A 21,301-nucleotide genomic window follows, 5' to 3' on the forward strand; every position below is an offset into this window, starting at 1 on the left:
CTAACATTATGAAAACTGCGTACAAAATCAGGGATTTTGTGACTGCCAACAGGGTACCGGCACTGCTGCTCACATTGCTGTTATCAGGCAACATGATATCTGCCCAGACTGCAAAACATGCACTCTCCGGCAAGATAACTGAAGCCGGCAAAAACACTCCTTTACCCGGCGCCAGCGTGCGTGTAAAAGGTACAAATGCAGGTGCGATCACAGATGGTACAGGTGCATTCAAACTTGAAGTAAGTAATACCGATACACTGGAAATAACACTGGTTGGTTTTACAAGACAGGTAATAGCGGTAAAAGACAGGACATCCATCACGATATCCATGTCTGAAGGCGCAACCGGTCTGAATGAATTAATCGTAGTAGGTTATGGTGCGGAAAAGAAGAAACTGGTGACAGGCGCCATCGACCACGTAAATACACAACAACTGGAACAGAACCACACTTTGCAGGTTGACCAGGCATTACAGGGACAAACTCCCGGTGTACAGATCACTGCTAATTCTGCCCAGCCAGGCGAATCAATGAAAGTGCGTATACGCGGGGCCGGTACTGTAGGTAATGCTGATCCACTGTATATTGTGGATGGTGTGCCTGTAAAAGATATCAGCTACCTGAATGCTACTGACATTGCTTCCATTGACGTACTGAAAGATGCTGCTTCTGCGGCTATCTACGGTTCCAGGGCAGCAAATGGTGTTGTACTGGTTACTACCAAAAGAGGCCGTCAGGGTGGTATGACACTCTCCTACGATGCTTATTACGGTGTACAGAACCCCTCTCATAAAGTATCCCTGCTGGACGCGCATGACTACGGTGTCATCGCGAATGAAATGGCGATCAACTCCGGTAGTACTCCTTACTTTACAGTTGATCAGTTAAGCAAACTGGGTAAGGGAACAGACTGGCAGGAAGCGATGTATAATAAAAAAGCACCTATACAGAATCATACATTAAGTCTGTCCGGTGGTAACGATAAATCTATCTACTCAGCTTCTCTTGCTTATACCAAACAGGAAGGCGTTATAGGCTTTAAAGGGCAATCGGTTTATGACCGCATATCCTTCCGTATGAACTCTGAACATAAGATGTATAAAGACATCATTGTGTTTGGTGAGAACATGACCTTTGCACAGTCTAACAAAAAAGGTGTGGCTGTTGGCAATATCTACGACAACACTTTCCACTCTGTATTCAGTGTAAGTCCGCTGTTCCCTGTATATAATGCAGACGGCTCCTTTGCTAAATCTACTTTTAATGCAGATGAAGCCAACCCGGTAGCCGCCATGTATTATCAGAATCAGAATAAAGCAAAAACAGACAGGTTAGTAGGAGATGCTTACTTACAGGCAGAACCTGTTAAAGGATTGAAACTGCGTAGTGATTTCGGACTGGACCTTAATTACTCCGATGTACGGAGTTATCTGCCGGTATATGATCTTTCCCTGAACGTATACAATACTCACTCTCAGGCCAACCAGGGTATATACCGCGGTGTTACCTGGAACTGGGATAATACCATCAGCTACCAGCATTCTATTGGAAAACATAATTTTACCGCACTGGCAGGTATGAATGCCAGCAGAACAATTGGCAGTTATTTACGGGGTTATAAGCAAGACCTCACGAAAGAGGGCCTCGACAATGCTGTTATCAATAACGGAACAACAGACAGTACGCAAAGGATCTTCGGATCGGACAGTACCACCTCACTGGTTTCCTATTTCGGCCGTATCAGTTATAACTACGCTGAAAAATACCTGTTCACCGCAGTGTTAAGGTCTGATGCCTCTTCCAGGTTTGGTCCTAATCACCGCACTGGTTATTTCCCTTCCTTCTCACTTGGATGGGTACCCAGTAATGAGTCCTTCATGCACGTTTCCTGGTTACCTTACCTGAAGATCCGTGCAGGATGGGGCCAAAATGGTAACCTGCCACAGTATTACAGCCAATACCTTTCCACTATCTCCACACAATTCCTTGGATATTATTTTGGAGCAGGAGAAAATGCTGCTGTAGGCGCTGCACCGATACGTATCTCTAATCCCGATCTTAAATGGGAAACATCAGAACAGGCCAACATTGGTTTTGACGCACAATTATTCAAAGATTTCAATTTAACGGTAGATCTATACCGCAAAACGACAAAAGACTGGCTGGTAGGAGTAAATACGCCTGCAATCTCCGGTTCCAGTACTTCACTGATCAATGGTGGTGATGTACGCAACCAGGGTGTGGAAATATCATTAGGATATAATCATACTTTCCATGACCTCACTGTTGGTGTTAATGCCAATATGGGCCTGAACCGTAATGAAGTAACAGATATTCCTAATCCTGAGAAAATAATCAATGGAGCAACCGGTATAACATATGCCAGCATGCCTGAATTCTACCGTGCACAGAAAGGCTTCCCAATGGGATATTTCTACGGATATAAAACAGCAGGTATCTTCCAGAATAACAATGAGATCGCTGCTTATGTAGGAAAAGACGGGACTAAGATCCAGCCTAATGCACAACCCGGCGATGTTCGTTTCAAAGATGTAAACGGTGATGGCGTAATTGACAGTAAAGATGAAGGACAGATTGGTAACCCATATCCTAAATTCACTTACGGTTTAAGTGTGAACCTGGGTTACAAAGGATTTGACTTCTCTGTTGCATTATATGGTAACTATGGTAACCAGATATGGGACGGTACACATGATTTCTCCCGCCCGCTCAGTAACTATTCTACAGAAATACTCGGTCGCTGGACAGGTGAAGGAACATCTAACCGTATTCCCCGTGTAACTGACGGAGCAGAGCTGAACCAGAACTGGATCCGTTCTTCTGACCTCTATGTCCATGATGCATCGTTCTTACGCGTGAAGAGCCTGAACCTTGGATATGATTTCAAAAAGGTATTCCACAACTTACCATTACAACAGTTGAGATTATATGTGTCCGGCACCAACCTGTTCACTTTTACAAAGTATAAAGGAACAGATCCTGAAGTAGGCTACGGCCCTTCCGGCTGGGCTTCCGGTATAGACCTGGGTACTTATCCGCAACCTAAGACAGTGCTGGTAGGCGTGAACGTTAGACTTTAAAACTGTAAATCATTCCACATGAAAAAGATCATCATTTCAGCTATAATCATCACCATCTTTGCTGCCTGCAGCAAGAGTTTCCTGGATACATCCCCGGTAGATCAACAGACGGAAGCATCCTTTTATAAAACACCTGCACAGGCTTTACAGGCACTGGTAGCTGTATACAATCAACTGGAGATAGGCGATTACGATAATATACAACTGGTATCCGAACTGGCCAGCGACGATTGCTTTGGCGGTGGTGGTACTTCCGACCTGGTATGGAAACAATGGGACCGCTTCCAGGAAGCTTCCAATATGAACATTGGCATCTGGCAGAAATATTATACCGGTATTTACAGGGCCAACGTATTACTGTCTAAATTAGATGGTGTGAACTGGGGCGCAGATACGACCCTTAAAACACAGTACGCTGCTGAAGCCCATTTCCTCAGAGCTTACTTCTACTTCGACCTGGTGCGTATGTTCGGGAATATTCCGCTGGCCACCTCTCCCCTCACGCCTGCTGAATACAATACGCCACAGGCAGCACCTGCGGATGTATATAAACTGATCGCAGAGGACCTTCAGTTTGCAGCAGCCAAGCTGCCTGCTACGGCTTATGGCGGTATTTCCAGCGCTGATTACGGAAGGGTGAACAAATGGGCTGCGGAGTCTTTAATAGGCCGCGTATACCTTTATTATACCGGATATTACAACCAGACAGACCTGGCGGGTGTGATCAATAAAACGGACGCTATCAACTATCTTGATAATGTGATTAACGCAGGTGGTTACGGACTGGTAGATTCTTTCCCCCGCCTGTGGCAGTCATCTCTTTCCCGATTTGTCGGAGAGGATAATAAAGAAACCGTATGGTCCATCAAATTCACTTATAAAGGCTTAGGCAGCTGGGACCAGCACAATGGTAACCGTATGCAGGTAGATATCGCCATCCGTGGTCAGATCTTACTGCCTTACTACCAGGGCTGGGGTGCAGGTACTGTAAACAGCAAATTATACGATGCTTATGACGGTGCAGATACCCGCAAATCCGGCGGTATTATTTCTATTGCAGATGAAAATCTTTCAAAGTACGTGTTAAGCGATCAGGCACAATACACCGGTTACTTCTGGAAAAAATATACCCCGATGGATGAAGGTAATGCAGTGGATAAAGGCGGCAATTTCCAGATAGATAATTACTACGACAATGTAGTGATCCGTTATGCAGATGTACTGCTGATGGCAGCAGAGCTGAACCTCGATGCAAATCTCAGCAAGGCACAGGATTATTATAACCGTGTTCGCGACCGCGCATTCCTGAGTACTTCTTACCGTAAGACATTAACACCTGATGCTGCCGGTAAAAGCCTCATTATGGAAGAACGCAGACTGGAACTGGCGCTGGAAGGACAACGTTACTGGGACCTGTTACGTCAGGGCCTGAACGTGGCAAAAGCGGCGATAGACAACAGCAATGGAGACGGTCAGTTTGATGTGAGCTTCCCTCTTGCCAAACAGGGTCTTTTCAAGATCCCTGAACAGGAAATCAGCTTATCCAATGGCGCGTATAAACAAAATCCAGGCTGGACTAATTAATAATTCCACTAAAAACTGAGATATGAAAAATTATATCATCATCTTATTGCTGCTTGTGCTGGCATCATGCACAAAGGAAGATCAGGAAACACTTTCTGCTCCTACTATCTCACAGGCAGATCTTAAATATACAGTAACACAGAAAGAGGGGTATGACAATGTTGTGATGCTGAACAGTCTTACAAAAGGCAGCTATATCCCTTTCTGGCAATATAGCGGTGGTTTTTCAAAAAGCACAAGCGATACGATCAACCTGCCTTTTGCGGGTGATTATATCATCAAATACTCTGTCTACACCAGTGGAGGTCCGCTGAATGATTCTACCAAAATCACGGTATCTCAAAATGATCCCCTGTATTTCCATAACCCATCCTGGAATCTGTTAACAAATGCACAGGATGGTAAAACATGGGTATGGGCAGTAGACCGGCCTACCGGCATCTGCTATGGTAATGGTTCAGGTGGTGCAACTGCTCCTGAATGGTGGCAGAACGGCATCGCTTATTTAACCGATAAGGGTGTAGCTGATGATGAAATGACGTTTGACCTGAAAGGTTCCAAGAATTATACCTTCACACATGCAGGTGTTACTACTACGGCTTCTTTTGACCTGGATACACTCAGTCAGTCCGTGAAGATTACAGGCGCTGATATCAGCTTAGGGAATAAAGTAACCTATGTGATCGTGAAACTGACGGCAGATGAGCTGACGCTTGCACAGCAGGGTGATGGCTGGAGAAACATATGGATGTTTAAACGTAAAGGTTATACATACTAGTGGTTTGATAGGGATGAGCAATAACAGAAGGGCTGTTCTCTGGGAGAGACAGCCTTTCTCTTTTTATCCTTCCATCCATTTTAAGAAATCTGATGCTTTCGCTTTGCTGATGACAATGCTCTCCGGCGCCTCCGGCTGTACTTTTACAACCAGTTTACGGGCAAAGGAATGTTCTATATTCATCACCGCATCCCGCGAGATAATAAACTGCCTGTTAGCCCGGTAAAACGCATGAGGGTCCAGGCTGGATTCCAGTTCATCCAGCGTACCGTTCACATAGTACTTTCTGCCTGATGCCGTATATGCCCCTATAAGCCCGTTTGCGGCATAAATGAAGGCTACCTCGGCTGTCCTCACAGGAATGATCTTATCCTGAAAATAAGCCAGCAAAGTGGTTTTAAACGGGGGTTTTATCTGAGTGAACAGATGCTGCAGCTGCTGCCCGCTGAAAATACGCTTCATCATATCAAATTTCTCCAGGCTTTGGGCCAGCTTATCCTTCTCTACAGGTTTTAAGAGATAATCTATCCCATTCGTTTCAAAAGCTCTGATGGCATATTCATCAAAAGCAGTACAAAAGATAACAGGGGCCTTCACAGATACTTTGCTGAAAAACTCAAAACTTAGTCCATCTGCCAGTTGTATATCCGAAATAATTAAACCGGGATGCGGATGTCTCTCAAACCATTCCACTGCTTCTTCTACGGATTGCAGAATATCTGTTACCTGCATATCATCCCTTATTTGTTCCAGTAGTTTTTTCAGCTCCTTTGCTGCTTTTACCTCATCTTCTATGATCAGTACATTTATCATGGCAGTAGTGGCAGTTTTACTGTAAAATTCCCCTCTTCCTCATTAATGTCTATTGTTTTCCGGGCCAGCAGCCGGTAGCGGTCGCTGATATTGATCAGCCCTTTACCGGTATTTTCCTCAGAAGAGAATTTACGTTGCAGATTATTGCTGACAACAATATACCCGTCGTTATCTGAAATCGTTATGTTCAATGGCTTCGATAAAGAAGCCACATTATGTTTTACCGCATTTTCTATGAGTATCTGTAACGATAATGTGGGGATATGAAATTCCCTGATATTATCATCAATATTTATCTGCATGCTAAACCCATCTTCAAATCTTTCTTTCAGGATAAAACTATAGGCATTGATAAATGCCAGTTCTTCTCTTACCGTTGCCAGGTTATTATCATTATAGTTTAACAGGTAACGGTATACAAGAGATAATTGTACTACGTACTCTTTTACATGCTCTTCATTGGCAACTGACTTCAGCGTATTCAATGAGTTGAACAGGAAGTGCGGGCTAATCTGCTGTTTCAGCGAATTCAATCTTGCCTGTAAGTTTTCCTGTTTCAGGTGTTCTATTCCGATGGATGCCTTTTGTGTTTCCAGCAGCATGTTCAGGTAATATGCACAGAGATAGGTAAACCCTCCTATTACCAGTCCTCTGAATAATGACATCAGTGTTCTGCGATCGTCTGATAATGTTTTAAAATAGAGCAGCGTGGGGCCGTTTTCCCGGTAGATTTGCCCTAAGAACACAGATACTGTCATAGAGAAGGAAATGGCGATCATTGTCTTTATCCAATGCTGTTTTATCCTGGAATATTTAAGGAAATACTGACTGCACAACCAACTGCTAAGCGCAAACAGGAAGCTGAAAAATGCAAATTGCACTAATAAATAAAAGTGTTCACTTTCATCATAGCGGATCACGCGGGGAATAAATACCAGCAGGGAAACGAACAGTGAAATAAATATCCCAGCCTTCAACTGGTACCTTTTCACAAATTGCATAGCTACAAACTTAATATATTTCAGCACAATAGTAAAGTATATGCTGTTCAGACGGGCAAATGGCCGTTTGAAACGGGCAATAAAGAAGAGCCTGTACAAAGAGTACAGGCCCGTTCGCGTTTTGCTATTTATCGAACCTACAACATATTTACTGAATCGTATAACCCACGCTCAGCTGTAATTGTAATCCATGCTGATCTGCCCTGTATACCGGTGTGGGTTTACTACCCAGCGTCTTCGTAAAAAGCGTCCAGTTGCTGGAAGACGCCTTGTCAAATACCTCAAACCGTTGTTTAATAGCGCCGTTAACGCTGGCACTTATATTCCAGTTACCGCAAAAGTTATACTGGTAAAATAAAACACCTGCCCACTGTGCAATCCTCATATAACGGGAAGCATCTTCAGATGCCGATAAGCGGTAGCTGGCCACATCAGCATTCACCCCAATGCCTGTCTTTGATTTCCTGCTGATCGTATACTCCAGGCGTTCCCGCAGAGGTAGCAACCCATAAAATTGCAGTTTATCAGAAAAGCGATAGTTCATTTCGATGATAGGCGTGATCTGTTTACCAAAGAACTGTTTTGAATAAGCCAGTCCAAACCCCGAGCTGAATTTCTCCGAATACCGGCTTACATAGCGGATCCCGATCGTTCCCCGCAGGTCCTCCCCGCTTATGTCTTTCATGTCGCTGAAAATTCCGCTGTGTGCAAACAGGATAATACTATGTTTGTCATTTAGCTTATGCAACCATGCCAGGCTTACCAAAACGCCGTATAAAGGCGCAAATGCATCAAGGTATGTGCTTCTGTACGCAACGGTTCCTGCTACTTTATCTATGCTGTCTTTGAATACAGGAAATGCCAGGTGGGCATCTACATAATGTGCTTTTCCAATCGTATCCGTTTTTGCCGGAACAAACCTCCACGACACATGAAATATTTCCTTTTCCTGCGAAAAACCAGCGACCGGCAGCATTATCAGCAATAATGTTAACATTTTATACTGCCCGGACCTATAAAGCGGGATTACTATTTTGTCCATGTTACTGTTTTACTGAACATACTTTTTGAACCGGTGATTTCGAGTGTGTTCTCGTTTTTAAGTACTGCACTGCATTTCACCCATTCTCCTCTGGCAGGCAGGAATAATTGTCCATCTGTATACTTATTATCCCTGAATTTCAGTCCTTTGATAATTGTGTCTCCTGGTTTGGCTTTTGTGCCTTTAGTCCAGATGATCTCTCCTTCATAAGTACCGTCATTCGTTTTGTGGAACAGTATCTTTTTATCATGCTGATCATTAGTCCATTCACCATTAATTTTATCAGCAGACTGAGAGAATGCGTGAGCTGAGAATAAGCCTAGTATAAGCGCAAGCATAGCGATCTTCATTTGTTTAAGATTTATTGATGCGCAAATATGGGCAGAGATGAGTGCGTGGGAATGGCATTCAGGAGTGAAGCGGACAATATTGGAGGTAAAACGGGCAGGGACATTTTCCGGTTATTTACTTTGGATGCTGTTGTAATCTGAATGGACCAGGCACACCAACTGGCTGGAACTTTCCCTTTACGGGGTTGTTCTCCTGTATAGAACGTCCGGGAGCAGGGTGTTTGGATGAAGGGCCTTGATGCATCTTTAGCGGCAATACCGGCCATTCAGATTACAAAAAACAGCGAATCCGCTGGTTTTTCTCATTCCTAGCGTAGTACCACTACCCGGCGGGGATAAACTACCCTGCGGGGAGCTACCACCACTACAGGGGCAGGTCTTACTACTGCGACAGGAGCGGCTACGACGACCCTTGCCGGAGCTATTACTCTGCGATGTACTACAACAATGCGCTGGGCCATACCTTGTGCGGAGACGAATAACAAGCCTGCTATGGCTGAAATAATTATCTTTTTCATAAAATAAGTTTAGAAGTGTTATTGTTTACGAAAACGGGCTTTCATTTCTTTCCTGTTCTCCTGTTTAAAGTCCTGGAAGTCTTTAAACTGATCGTCTGTCAGTATTTTTTGAAGAGCAGTATCACGATCTTCGTCCATTGCCTTCAGCTTTTTGAATTTAGCCATTTTGCTATCTCCATCCTGCTTTACAGCAGCAACTTTTGATATGAAGTCCAGGTTGATAGCATAGACTTGCTTGTACTGATCGTCGTTTAAAGACAGTTGCGTTTTCATTGTATCGGTCAATGCCTTCGCACCTTGTTCCTTTTTACTGTTCTGGGCAAAGGATGATCCGATAAAAAGAAAGAATGCAGTAATAATTAATGCAGTTGTTTTCCTGATTTTCATGCTCATATTATTTGGCGTTTACTGTAAAATAAGACAAAAGATAAGGAAGGAAGTTGCCAAATATGGGACGAAGCTGACAAAATGGGGGATGAAATGGATATATGACCGGGGCTAGGTATCAGGAAATGGGAAGAAGAAACGCAGGGAAATGAAACGGGGTTAATTTACGGATGTATGAGAATTAATAGCACGGAACTTTTCTCCATACCATTTTGCATAGTTTACTTCCCGGCGTGGCAGGAAGAACCCTTTTATGCAATTAGGATTTCGGACAGCAATCTGGACATGGCTCTTTTTTGAAATGCCGGAACCTTTAAATGCGGGTCCACCTTCCATAAATGCTCCGCGAACAGAATCAAACAATTTGTAATTAGAAAAGCCTTTGGTAAAAACATCGGATGCTGTCAGTTTATCTATCTCCTCATGCATAAATTCTATTACAGCACAATCCAAATCTCTCAATAGCTTATCCTTATGCTCATCATTTGCTACATCCCTGTTTTGAGGCAGTATTTGTCCTGATGTCTAATATGAACTTGCCATCAGAGAATAGTTAAACGCTAACATTTGCGTATTCTTGGAGTCCAGAAAATCACAACAATTACCTAGACTTATTACAGCTCCGATTACGGCTGGCTTGTTTATTTTTCCACTCCGCTGTTTCTCTAACGCCCAACTCAATGCACGTTCATAATTATTCTCCCAGAAATACATACCATGTCCAAGCCAATCAAAAGGCTGCTGGCTTATTTTTATGTTATCAGGATTATTTATCAGAGATTGACATACAGCTTTATCACAGCCGTGGAAACCTATTATAAGGTTTGGTCGAACATCATACATGGATAAAATTATTAAGGTTAACAATAAATAAATCACTAATACCTGCCTTCACCCAGGTTTAATGCTAATGCTAGCTCAAGATTTTTATATTGGGGTCTAAACTTACCATACTCATCTACCCAACCCATCTCTTGAAAAGTACGTATTGCTTCCTCCTTAGTTGGCGGATTAGCCAGTCTTTGTTTGGCCAAATCAATAACCATTTGAATTTGTTTTTCAGTCATAAAATTTGATTTTGTTTTGTGAATGTAATAAAAATGGCAGACAGCTTCATCTCAGCCGTGGAAACCTATTATAAGGTTTGGTCGAACGTCATACATAGACAAATTATTAAGGTTAACAATAAATAAATCACTTTTGGTCTTTACCCAAACTGTATGCGAGTGCATACCCAAGATTCTTATGTATTGGAGTCAACTCCCCATGTTCATCCAGGATGCCTGCCCCTTGTAAATTACGTATAGCATCCTCTTTGGTCATAGGTTCTGCCAACCGTTTTTCGAAGTGATCCTTCAGTAGTTTAAATTCCTCGTCACTCATAAAATTAAATTTTGTTTTTGCGAATGTAATAAAAAAACCAATCCACAAAACATCTTCTAAAGGAATAAAAAACACTAACTATTTTCTATTCCTTTAGTACAATTAAAATGATTTTATGACTATCATTTTTACTGCTTCTTCTCTATATCTTCCTGCTCTATACGAAGGCTTTCCTTATGTATCGCGTTCATAATTTCTTCAATGCAAACCTGCGACAGACCCTCCTTTGCACCTGCTGCGACAGCTTTCTCCAATACCTGCTGGAAGCGGTCCTTCTGCAATGCAGGAACATGATTTTCCGCTTTGTAAATACCTACCTTTTTTACAACTCTTTCCCGTTCACCAAGAATTTTTATCAGTGCAGCATCCAGTGAATCTATCTGAGAACGATACCCACTTAAATGTTGTTTAATTTCTGTTTCAGATGGTTTTGTCTGGCAATAAGAAACTGCTCCGCAGGATAAAGAAATAATGAAAGTAAATACGAAAAAATAAGGCCGTTTCATGATAATTGTTTTTAATTTTCCGCAAATATAAACTATATTAAAGTATGCAATCGCCCCTCCTCACAACAGAACGGCTAATATTAAGATCTCTTGCATTAGAAGATGCTCCTCATGTTCTGCGCATCCGTTCAGATGACAGGGTCAACAAATATCTTGACAGACCCAAAGCCTCTTCCATAGAAGATGCCCTGGTATTTATCAGAAAAATTCAGGCTGCTGACGAGGGGATCTATTGGGCCATTAGCCTGAAAGATAACAATACCTTAATTGGGACTGCCTGTTTCTGGAATATAGTGATTGAAAAGAAATCAGGAGAAATTGGATATGAGCTACACCCTGATTACCAGGGAAAAGGAATTATGCAGGAAGCTATTACTGCCGTGATTAAATATGGGTTCGAAACTGCAGGATTCAATATTATAACAGCGTTGCCATCTCCGGATAATGAAAAGTCTGTCCGGCTTTTAGAACGGAATAACTTTGTAAGGGATATAAACTTCGAATATATCAGCAAAGAAGAATCAGATAACCAGGTTGGCTATATACTTAAGAAAATCCCCGGACAATAAAAGCCCGGGGATAAGGAGAACAGTTAGTTAGTTATACCCCGGATTCTGATAATACAATCCCGGTTTAATCTGCATCTCCGACTGCGGGACCGGGTAGATAAATCCATTCTTATCCATCGTAATATTATAGTTCAGTTGTAACCAGGGATTCATCACATCCAGGCAACGGCCTGTCCGTACAAGATCTCCCCAGTACTGTCCTTCCCATGCCAGCTCATGACGCCGCTCCCTTTCTATTGCCAAACGAAAATCAGATTGGGACAGGCCATCAACAGTACCTAAGCCGGCTCTGGCACGAATACGGTTTACAAGACCTGCCGCTTCTGCTGTAGGACCCGAGGTTTCATTCACCGCTTCAGCATACATCAGCATCACATCTTCGGAACGAAGCAGCGGGAAGTTAATTCCCCAGTCGGAGCTGCTCAGAATGGCGGCAGCAGCAGTAGAATCGAGGTACTTTTTAAAGTAGTTCTTCTTAGTCTTCACACCTGCCTTATTCCTGTAGATAGTATCCAGGATCACGAACTCACGCTTATCCCCTGCTTCAAAACTACTGATCAGATCATTGGAAGGAGCACCCTGCATATAATAAGCGCCATAAGGAGTGATCTTTGTGTCCATGTCCAGCGGGATTACCTCTCCTGGTACAGGATTACCCAGGCCTTTACCACCGGAGAGATATTGTACTTCGAACAAATAGTACTTATTGTCGTTAGACGTTTTGAAGATCTCCGCATAGGTAGGTGCAAACTTCCAGCCGTCCGCCAGGTTCTCTGCATTTAATACCTGCTTAAGTGTGCTGATCGCATTGCCGTAATTCTCTGTTTTCATCAGCGGATAACCGGCTGTATATAAATATGCTTTACCTAATAATCCCAGCGCTGCCCATTTGGTAGCACGCCCCTTGTCAACTCCTGTATAGGCATTTGGCAATAAGACAGCGGCTTCTGTCAGCTCTTTTATAATGAAACTATAGATAGTATCTGCACTTACACGAGGGTAGTTTAAAGACTCTGTGGAAGAAACATTATGATCGATTAAAGGCACAGCGCCGAAAACCTTTACCAGTTCGAAGTAGGAAAGCGCCCGCAGGAATTTACATTCTCCTTTTAACCGGCTACGTTTTGTTGTATCTGTAAAAGAGATATTGTCTATTCTGTCCAGCACCTGGTTAGCGCGTTCAATCAACTCATAATCATTTGTCCAGGCGGTTTGCAAAGTTCCCAGGGCAGGCGTTAATTCAAAAGCAGAGATACTGAAGTAATCACGGGCAGCATCCTGTCTGTCTACATAGTAGTTGCTGGAACGACATTCAGATAAGTAGATATTATTGATATCAGGGAATGTGAGCAGTTTATTATATACACCACTCACCGCCTGTACAATATCATTCTCAGTTTTGTAAAAACTACTTTCAGACTGGTTAGAGATTGGGACAGTATCTAAGAAATCCTTATTACAGGCAGCGAATATTGTAACAATTAATATCGCGGAAATTATATTGATCGTTTTCATTGTTGTACTTTTTATAAACCGATGTTAATACCAATGCTATACGTGCGGGCAGTAGGATAACTGGACCAGTCAGCCAGGTAATCATACTGGAATGCTTCAGGAGAATATCCACCCGTATACTTATCACTCATCCATAAATTATCTACGCTGAAATACACACGTGCCTGAACAATACCCTTTATCAGATTAGGTTTTAGCGTATAACCGGCTGTGAGATTTTTGATCTTGTAAAACGCACCGCTATATAACCAGCGGGTATCATATACACTGGCAGTTGTAGCATCTATACGGGGAGTTTTACCATCTCCCGGCTGACTGACAGAACGGAAACGGTTCACCCAAACCTGCTTGGCATTATAGTTCCCCAGGCCGGTAGTAGGACGGTCTATATTACGACCGAACATACTAAAGATCTGGTTACCCCATTGCCCCTGGAATAACAGGGAAAGGTCAAATCTTTTATAGGCGAAACGGTTGGTCATTCCCCAGGTATAGTTAGGATCAGGATGACCTACTTCCGTCATGTCACTGGCATCTATTACACCATCCTTATTGACATCGCGATAGATAGGATCTCCAATGATAGTATTGGCCCTTTTAGGCGTGTTTTTCAACTGGGCATCTGAAGTGTATACACCGATAGCATCATAGAGTACATACGTGTATAATGGACGCCCTACCGCTATCTTCACCGTATTCTCCCAGCCGGTATAGATCGGTGTATTATCGTTGTTCAGCTTCACCACCATGTTCTTGTTGTAAGAGACATTTAAAGACGTTTCCCAGGAGAAATTCTTACCTGTTACATTACGCGAGTTCAGATTTATCTCATATCCCCGGTTCTTTACGGAACCAATGTTTGCATTCTGTTTGGTGAATCCTGTAGTACGGGCAACAGGCACACTTAACAGGAGATCTTTGGTGAGTTTATTGTAATAATCAAACGAAACAGTGAAACGTTCTTTCAGGATAGTCGCATCGAAACCGATATCATTGGATGTTGTTTTTTCCCAGTGCAGGTTGTTATTGGTAATACTGGTAACAGAGAACCCGGTGGATTGCGCCTGCGTATCTCCAAATACATAGTTGGTAGTGGATACCAGTCCTACGGCAGGGTAATCACCTCCTATCCTGTCATTACCTGCTATTCCCCAGCTATATCTTATTTTAAAATCATTCACTACATGTTTAATACTTTGCATGAATGCCTCATCACTGATCCTCCACCCTACTGAGGCTGCGGGAAAATAACCCCATTTGGAATCGGCACCAAAACGAGAAGAACCATCTCCCCTGAAACTTACCGACAACAGGTAGCGACTGTTATAATTATAATTAATACGACCAAAGAATGAACTTAATGTACGCCTGGATTCTGTAACATTACTGGCTGTCGGTGTAGAAGAACCAAGATCGAACGTATACAGGTTATCGTTTGCAAACTGTTTATTTGTTTGTGTAGTATTGGCGGCATTATTGGATTCTGTAGAAGCGCCGAATACCGTATTGAATTCATGTTTTTTAACGATACGATCGTAACTTAATAAAGACTGGAACAGGTAATACTGGTTACGGACCGTTTTGCGGGTAGCAGTACTCTGAGAACCTTCTACCGCGGTCCTCCGGGCAGAAGTAACAGAAGTAGGCTGATAATATTTGTTATCGCTGCTATTGCTGTTCCAGGCGCCGGTAACATTCAATCGTAATCCTTTTGCAAGTGTGGCATTCAGATAGATTTGTGATAAAAGTTTTACCAGCTCCGTATTATTAAGCGTTTCTTCCATCACTGTTACAGGACTGATCTGGTCCGCTACCCAGCGGTAAGCAGGTGTGCCTATTGAACCTGAATTCGCCCCTACCCCTTTTTCCTGTATGGGTGCTGTACCTGCAACGGAAGGACCAATACCACTTCTGCCGTCTATACCGGCCCCTTTTGTCCAGGAAATGGAAGGAGATAACTGCAAACCAACTTTTACAAAGTCGCTGAGTTTTACTTCCATATTAGAACGGAAAGTGTAACGTTTATAACCGGTATTCACAGCCAGTCCGTCCTGGTTGAGATATTCTCCGGATAAAAGATAATTGACGTTTTCATTACCGCCGGAAGCAGAGAGATTATACTTCTGCATGTTAGCAGGTTTGAAGAATGCATCCTGCCAGTCGACATAATCCAGACTATCCGTACCCATTGCCCAGTAAGGATCGTACATAAAAGTAGTGTTCGCCAGTGCATGTGTATTCGCTGTAGTACCACCCAGTTCTGTAGCACGGAAATTCATATCATCGGAAGCCTGGTAATTTTTACCAAGTGTACGTCCTCTTGCTACCCAGGAAGAATCAATCAGGTCTTTTTTAAATTGAATCCATTCATTGGCACTCATCATCGGAACAAAACGTTCAGCCTCCTGTCTTGCAAAAGTTGCAGAGAAGTTGATACGTGCTTTACCCAATTTTCCTCTCTTCGTAGTGATCAACACCACACCATTGGAACCCCTTGCACCATAGATCGCCGCAGCAGAAGCATCTTTCAGTACATCTACAGACTGGATAGTGGCAGGATCTATATCTCCGAGGTCATCTACGGGTACACCGTCTACAATATATAAAGGGTCATTGCTGCCGGAAACAGATGCAGCTCCACGTACTCTTATCTGCAAAGCAGCTCCCGGAGCACCGGTTACTGACTGTACCTGTACACCGGGCATCTGAGCTGCCAGCGCCTGATCTATACGTGTAATAGGCCGGTCTCTGATCTGACTTTCTCCTATAGATGATACAGCGCCTACCAGGTTCTTTTTCCGGGTAGTACCATATCCAATTACTACTACTTCGTTTAGCCCTTTATTGCTTTTACTGAGTTTTATAGATAGAGAAGCCGCGGCTTTCAACTCTTTGCTGTCATAGCCTACATAGGTTACTACCAATGTAGCTTCTTCAGGAACAGACAACACGAATTTCCCGTTCTGATCTGTAGTAACGCCTTTGTTACCGTTTTTCACGCGGATACTTACACCTACCAATGGTGTATTGTCCTGGTCGTCGAATACTTGTCCCTGGATTTGAATATCGTTGGTGGATGGCAGAGGGATGGCAAAGACTGTCTGTCGAAGCAGCAATAGCATGCTGCAGCTCAAAATCATTAAAGATTTTTTCATAACGCTGATATTTTATGGAATGAATTAGTTCAGTAAAAACAAGTAGGTCAATAATGCACAAATAAAAATTACAAGGATGATCAATAATCGTTCTATCCTTTTTAACCGCGAAATACGTTGTTGGTGATCATAATGCTGTTCCATTGAAATTTTGTCCCTGATTAATAACAGCTAAGTTAATTTTGAACGTCCCATCAGACAATGGAAGATCATACTATTACATGGAAAAATGTACAATTACTTATCTGTTTTGAAGGGAGATGCAGGCAGGCCCTCTTTGTTATATAAATTAACAGGAGGATTGGAAGCCCAGCCATAACGGACGATCGTTGGTTGTTTGATCTTATCACTGGATACAAGGATAGTATTGCCTTCAATTATTGCATTCGCCCAAACGAATTGTTTGTCATCTCCGGCAATGGCAAAGCCGGTCAGTATACTATCCCTGCTTTGTAAATTATTTTCATTGAAATACAGACGGACCTTATTGCCCTCTATTTTCATTTTCTGATAAACAGGACCGCTGTAAGCTATTTTCTCTCCATACACTAAAGCCAATGCCTGCAGGGATAATCTCAATCCGATAGCCTGTTTGTTTTTAGGATGGATATCTTCGGGTTTATCCGGATTGGCATTATCGATAGCGACGACCATTCCTGTATGCGGTATACGCAGGTTTTCCAACTGCGCCTGCCTGATTAATACGGTCCCCTTTTCGCTGACAGGTAATAAATCCGGTTTGCCATAGTTGGCCAGTTGTACATACAAAAAGGGGAAATCTCCTTGTTTCCAGTCTTTACGCCAGTTCGCAATCAGCGTTTCCATTAATGAACGGTAGATTTCAGGTTTGCTGGTATTGGATTCTCCCTGGTACCAGATAGCTCCTTTGATAGTGTAAGGGATCAATGGTGCTACCATTCCATTGTATAACACAGCAGGATTATGCTGATCTTTTTCAGGATCAGGGTTCTTAGGTTCCCGGGGCTGGTCCTTTCCGGCGGCCTTGGCTTCGGCTGCTGCAATCTTCCATTTAGCCAGCGCTTCCCCGTACTTTTTACGAGCGGTGATGCTGGTATCGTAAATGGCTTTTTTACGGGCATAATCATCCAGCAATGCAGGGAATGACTTTAATTCCTTACGGCTGATCCAGGCTTCTGCGGTGCTGGCTCCATAAGCAGTTGTGATTAATCCTATTGGTACTTTTAGTTTTTGTTGTAAGTCGCGGGCAAAGAAATAAGCGGCAGCAGAGAAATGTTTTACGGTAGCAGGTGTACAGACTTCCCACATACCGGCTACATCTTTTTGTATCGTATCTGTGGGCGTATAGGCAGCATCAAATACGCGGATCTGCGGGTAATTGGCAGCAGCTACTTCTTCTGCTTCGTGGTATACGCCACACCAGTATCTATCTTCTCTGGCTACTGTCATATCCATGTTAGACTGGCCGGAACAAAGCCATACTTCTCCCAGCCATATGTCTGTAAGTTGTATAGTGTTTAATACTATCTCATAAGGCCCCCCTGCTTTAGTAGTAGCTAAAGATGATTCCCAGCGTCCATCTTTGCCGGCGGTAACACTGAGCGTATGTTTTGACCAACTGGCTTTAATTGTAACACGCTCTCCGGGATCTGCCCATCCCCATATCTTTATCTTTGTATTTTGTTGTAACACCATGTGATCGCCGATCACTGAAGGCAAATGAACTGCTGCAAAAGCATTTGCTGTTAATAGTAATAAAAAGAGAATTTTCATGCGGAATTATTTCTTGGGTTTTAATTCATCCGGACTATCCTTCGTATACATATTTATCCCCTTGACAGCCCCTGGTATAAACAATGCCTGCACTGTTTCCAATGGCACTTTCTCCGAAGGATTAAACGCAGATGATCTCATGTACTTCAACAGGCTATAACGCAACTGCTGTGCAACGATCCTGTGTGAAAGATCATTGGTCAGATCAAGGCTGGTGATCATCAACCGCCCCTTCCCTACTTTCACTTCCATCAGCATAGACAATCGCCGGTTCAGGAACCAGGTATCAATGTTTTGCAACAAAGGTTTAACAGCAGCAGGGAATGTTTCAATATTCATCACCTGTGCAGCATTCACCAACTCCCACCACTGATAATTACTATGATCTTCTGTAGGGAAACTATTAAAAACAGGATATGCAGGATCACATACAAAACCAAGTGTATGTGGCGGGCGCATCTTAAACCAGGACGTATTCCAGAATACCGGCGTAAAAGACTGGATCACCTCTTTACCCTGCTGTACTTTTCCTGCTGCCAGCAATAACACCTTCCCACCTGCCTGTAATTGCTGCTGTGCTGAAACATCCAGCGTGTCACAGATATAAATGCCCGTGGTATCAGGAGATACTGCAGGATATACCCATAACGGCCAGTCATTATGAATACTATCCAAAGTAACTTCCAATTGCAATGCAGTAGCTTCATGAATACCCGACAAAGGCACCTCTATTTTACCCAATGAAATATTCTCTCCCAAAGCAACATCCCTTGCAGGTAATACACCATTGGCGATCACCTCTCCCTGCTTGTTTCTGATATGCCACTCCGGCCTCACCTGCTGTAAAGGCGCCTGCCCGAAATGCGTGACCACTACATCTGCATGTAATGTGTCCGTATTACTGTACACCATTTCAGACATCTTAGCCAGCAACACCGTAGGCGCGCAAAACCGTCTGAATTCAGCGGCTGTTACATATCCCTTCTCATCCCAGAAAGGATCCAGCATACCTACCAGGGCTGTACCCTGACCAGGATAATCATTCAATGATAATAACTGAAATCCTGCAAGTCCGGGAGTACGCAATGATGCTTCTATCTCTGCTTTATAACAAAGCACCTGTAATTTACCGGAAGCCATCAGAAAATCATCTGCCTGTTTACCCATATGATGGTCTTCCAGGTTTTCTTTAAACAGTTCGAAGTTCTTAGCCCGGAAAACGCCACTGTATTTGTTGATCTCTTTAAAATCGGGGAATACGCACCACTGTCCCATTTCATGTGTTACATAAGGGACCTGCTGCTCTTTGATCTTATCATAATAATCGAAAACAGTACCCGGCAGATGCGACCAGCGCAATCCTCTAGGTCCGGATTTCACCATGTAATCATTCTCCGGGACCAAAGGCCAGCTCATCCCCACAGAGGCACCGGTATACAAACGCCGTGGATCTTTCGCCTTCCAGTAATTGACAAATTTGCCGAGATAAGCCGCCTGTTTACTTCCACGGGGTTCATTGCCATAAGCCATCATACAAAAAGAAGCATGATTACCGTAAGATGTTACCACGCGATTTGTTTCATCATAGATATACTGATCTACTGGCAATCCATCTCCCAGGGAAGTGCCGTGATTAGCCCAACTGGGACCTTCCGCCTGTAAATAAAAGCCGGTTTTATCTGCTGCACTGAAAGCAGCTTCCGGTGGACACCAGGAATGGAAACGCATATGATTTAATCCGTAAGACTTTGCAATATTAAAAATGCGCAGCCATTCCTTTTCTTCCATAGGCGGATAACCGGTAAGCGGAAATACACAGTTCTCTACAGTACCTCTTAAAAAGACAGGATGCCCGTTTAACACAAAACGTTTTCCATCCGCTTTGAATTCACGCATCCCGAACTGAATGATCTTTTCATCCTTTTCACCATGCTCCGGTACAACCGTTACTGTTAGCTGATACAAAGCAGGATCAAACTCATCCCATAACTGAATGTGCTGCCCCATCGGGTAATTGATCTCTATCAGCCCCGTATCTTTAAAGGCTGTTTCCAGCAGCGCTACATCCTGTATTGTGCCACTGTTAAAGCTATGCGCTTTGAGTTTTATTTTTCCTGCACGAACAGCCCCTTTAATGCTCACGCTAACCCGTGCCGACTTATGCGCTAAATCAGGATATACCTGCACATCTTCCAGCCATGTCACAGCACCTGCGCTTAATTGTATTTTTCCTGCTATCCCATTCCAGTTACCCTGCGTATGATCTGTAAGACTATGAGAATCCTGCCCTACATTGATCTCTTTTATCCTGTTATCGACTCTTACAGAAATAACATGTTTACCCGGAGTCAATAAAGCAGAGAGGTCATATACATGTGCCGTTGTTAAACTGTTCTGTTTACCTGCAGGCTTATCATCTATCCATACAGTCGTTTCCCAGTGAGGTTTTTCCAATGTAAGCAGTATATGCTTTTGCTGCCAGGTAACAGGGATATTTACCTCCTGCTGATACCATGCGGCCCCAACATAATATTTCAGCGGTGTTAACCAGAAAGGGAATTTAAGATTACCCGGCTGACGATATTTCGCCATCTCCGGATTAAAATACCAGGAGCTGTCATAGATACTGCCGGTCCAGCGTGTATTGATCGTAACATCATTTCCTTTCCCGTTCTCTGTCATAGAACCCGGCAGGTGAACACTACCGGGTAATGGCTGTAAGTACCATTTTTCAGAGATACCCACATCTGCAGGATCTTCCTTAAAATGCCAGCTACCTTGCAGGGAAAGTGTATCACCTGCATAAGTTTTTATAGTGAGTAAGAGGAATACCAGTAATTTCTTCAT

At 43.2% G+C, this 21,301-nt stretch carries 18 protein-coding genes; 4 read left to right on the forward strand and 14 right to left on the reverse strand.

The genetic code is table 11. From position 1 onward, the window contains the following. Nucleotides 1–8 precede the first annotated feature (8 nt). Genes GO495_RS25500 through GO495_RS25510 form a run of 3 tightly spaced genes read left to right on the forward strand, consistent with a single transcriptional unit; the run spans nucleotide 9 to nucleotide 5,463 of the window. Nucleotides 9–3,101, forward strand: coding sequence for a SusC/RagA family TonB-linked outer membrane protein (locus tag GO495_RS25500; protein ID WP_157302777.1), 3,093 nt, complete (start codon nucleotides 9–11; stop codon nucleotides 3,099–3,101). An 18-nt stretch (nucleotides 3,102–3,119) separates the two neighbouring features. Further along, the gene (locus tag GO495_RS25505) at nucleotides 3,120–4,685 is read left to right on the forward strand and encodes a RagB/SusD family nutrient uptake outer membrane protein (RefSeq protein WP_157302778.1); all 1,566 of its coding nucleotides are present in this window, start codon (nucleotides 3,120–3,122) and stop codon (nucleotides 4,683–4,685) included. A gap of 22 nt (nucleotides 4,686–4,707) precedes the next feature. Beyond that, a complete protein-coding gene (locus tag GO495_RS25510) occupies nucleotides 4,708–5,463 on the forward strand; it encodes a hypothetical protein (protein ID WP_157302779.1) in 756 nt (251 codons plus the stop codon). A gap of 63 nt (nucleotides 5,464–5,526) precedes the next feature. Here GO495_RS25510 and GO495_RS25515 read toward each other — a convergent pair whose 3' ends face one another. The 10 genes from GO495_RS25515 to GO495_RS25560 all read right to left on the reverse strand — a co-directional run bounded on the left by GO495_RS25515 (nucleotide 5,527) and on the right by GO495_RS25560 (nucleotide 11,463). After that, the gene (locus GO495_RS25515; protein ID WP_157302780.1) at nucleotides 5,527–6,276 is read right to left on the reverse strand and encodes a LytR/AlgR family response regulator transcription factor; all 750 of its coding nucleotides are present in this window, start codon (nucleotides 6,274–6,276) and stop codon (nucleotides 5,527–5,529) included. Further along, entirely contained in the window at nucleotides 6,273–7,277 is a 1,005-nt protein-coding gene (locus tag GO495_RS25520) for a sensor histidine kinase (RefSeq protein WP_157302781.1), read from the reverse strand. Before GO495_RS25520 ends, GO495_RS25515 begins: the two co-directional genes overlap by 4 nt. Nucleotides 7,278–7,425: 148 nt before the next feature. Further along, nucleotides 7,426–8,319, reverse strand: a complete 894-nt coding sequence (locus tag GO495_RS25525) for a DUF6268 family outer membrane beta-barrel protein (RefSeq protein WP_157302782.1) — start codon at nucleotides 8,317–8,319, stop codon at nucleotides 7,426–7,428. Further along, a complete protein-coding gene (locus tag GO495_RS25530; protein ID WP_157302783.1) occupies nucleotides 8,307–8,669 on the reverse strand; it encodes a DUF2147 domain-containing protein in 363 nt (120 codons plus the stop codon). Before GO495_RS25530 ends, GO495_RS25525 begins: the two co-directional genes overlap by 13 nt. A gap of 308 nt (nucleotides 8,670–8,977) precedes the next feature. Further along, nucleotides 8,978–9,187, reverse strand: a complete 210-nt coding sequence (locus GO495_RS25535; RefSeq protein ID WP_157302784.1) for a hypothetical protein — start codon at nucleotides 9,185–9,187, stop codon at nucleotides 8,978–8,980. An 18-nt stretch (nucleotides 9,188–9,205) separates the two neighbouring features. Further along, on the reverse strand, nucleotides 9,206–9,574 hold the full coding sequence (locus tag GO495_RS25540) for a hypothetical protein (RefSeq protein WP_157302785.1): 369 nt from the start codon (nucleotides 9,572–9,574) through the stop codon (nucleotides 9,206–9,208). A 159-nt stretch (nucleotides 9,575–9,733) separates the two neighbouring features. After that, nucleotides 9,734–10,003 carry a hypothetical protein gene (locus GO495_RS32105; RefSeq protein WP_205691326.1) on the reverse strand — a complete coding sequence of 90 codons (270 nt, stop codon included), beginning with the start codon at nucleotides 10,001–10,003 and terminating at the stop codon, nucleotides 9,734–9,736. A gap of 449 nt (nucleotides 10,004–10,452) precedes the next feature. After that, nucleotides 10,453–10,641, reverse strand: coding sequence for a hypothetical protein (locus GO495_RS25550; RefSeq protein ID WP_157302786.1), 189 nt, complete (start codon nucleotides 10,639–10,641; stop codon nucleotides 10,453–10,455). A gap of 127 nt (nucleotides 10,642–10,768) precedes the next feature. After that, a complete protein-coding gene (locus GO495_RS25555) occupies nucleotides 10,769–10,957 on the reverse strand; it encodes a hypothetical protein (RefSeq protein ID WP_157302787.1) in 189 nt (62 codons plus the stop codon). Nucleotides 10,958–11,085: 128 nt separating this feature from the next. Beyond that, nucleotides 11,086–11,463 carry a chorismate mutase gene (locus GO495_RS25560; protein ID WP_157302788.1) on the reverse strand — a complete coding sequence of 126 codons (378 nt, stop codon included), beginning with the start codon at nucleotides 11,461–11,463 and terminating at the stop codon, nucleotides 11,086–11,088. A gap of 44 nt (nucleotides 11,464–11,507) precedes the next feature. Between GO495_RS25560 and GO495_RS25565 the strand changes: the two genes are divergently transcribed. Further along, a complete protein-coding gene (locus GO495_RS25565) occupies nucleotides 11,508–12,032 on the forward strand; it encodes a GNAT family N-acetyltransferase (protein ID WP_157302789.1) in 525 nt (174 codons plus the stop codon). A 27-nt stretch (nucleotides 12,033–12,059) separates the two neighbouring features. Here GO495_RS25565 and GO495_RS25570 read toward each other — a convergent pair whose 3' ends face one another. From GO495_RS25570 to GO495_RS25585, 4 genes are all read right to left on the reverse strand, one after another. Further along, the gene (locus GO495_RS25570) at nucleotides 12,060–13,547 is read right to left on the reverse strand and encodes a RagB/SusD family nutrient uptake outer membrane protein (protein ID WP_157302790.1); all 1,488 of its coding nucleotides are present in this window, start codon (nucleotides 13,545–13,547) and stop codon (nucleotides 12,060–12,062) included. Between the two features lie 11 nt (nucleotides 13,548–13,558). Beyond that, entirely contained in the window at nucleotides 13,559–16,702 is a 3,144-nt protein-coding gene (locus GO495_RS25575) for a SusC/RagA family TonB-linked outer membrane protein (protein ID WP_157302791.1), read from the reverse strand. A gap of 237 nt (nucleotides 16,703–16,939) precedes the next feature. Then, on the reverse strand, nucleotides 16,940–18,454 hold the full coding sequence (locus GO495_RS25580; RefSeq protein ID WP_157302792.1) for a sialate O-acetylesterase: 1,515 nt from the start codon (nucleotides 18,452–18,454) through the stop codon (nucleotides 16,940–16,942). Between the two features lie 6 nt (nucleotides 18,455–18,460). Then, complete coding sequence (locus GO495_RS25585) at nucleotides 18,461–21,301, reverse strand: exo-beta-1,4-galactosidase (protein ID WP_157302793.1); 2,841 nt, start codon at nucleotides 21,299–21,301, stop codon at nucleotides 18,461–18,463.

This window comes from Chitinophaga oryziterrae, from assembly GCF_009758125.1.
In the GTDB taxonomy this organism is placed as follows: domain Bacteria; phylum Bacteroidota; class Bacteroidia; order Chitinophagales; family Chitinophagaceae; genus Chitinophaga; species Chitinophaga oryziterrae.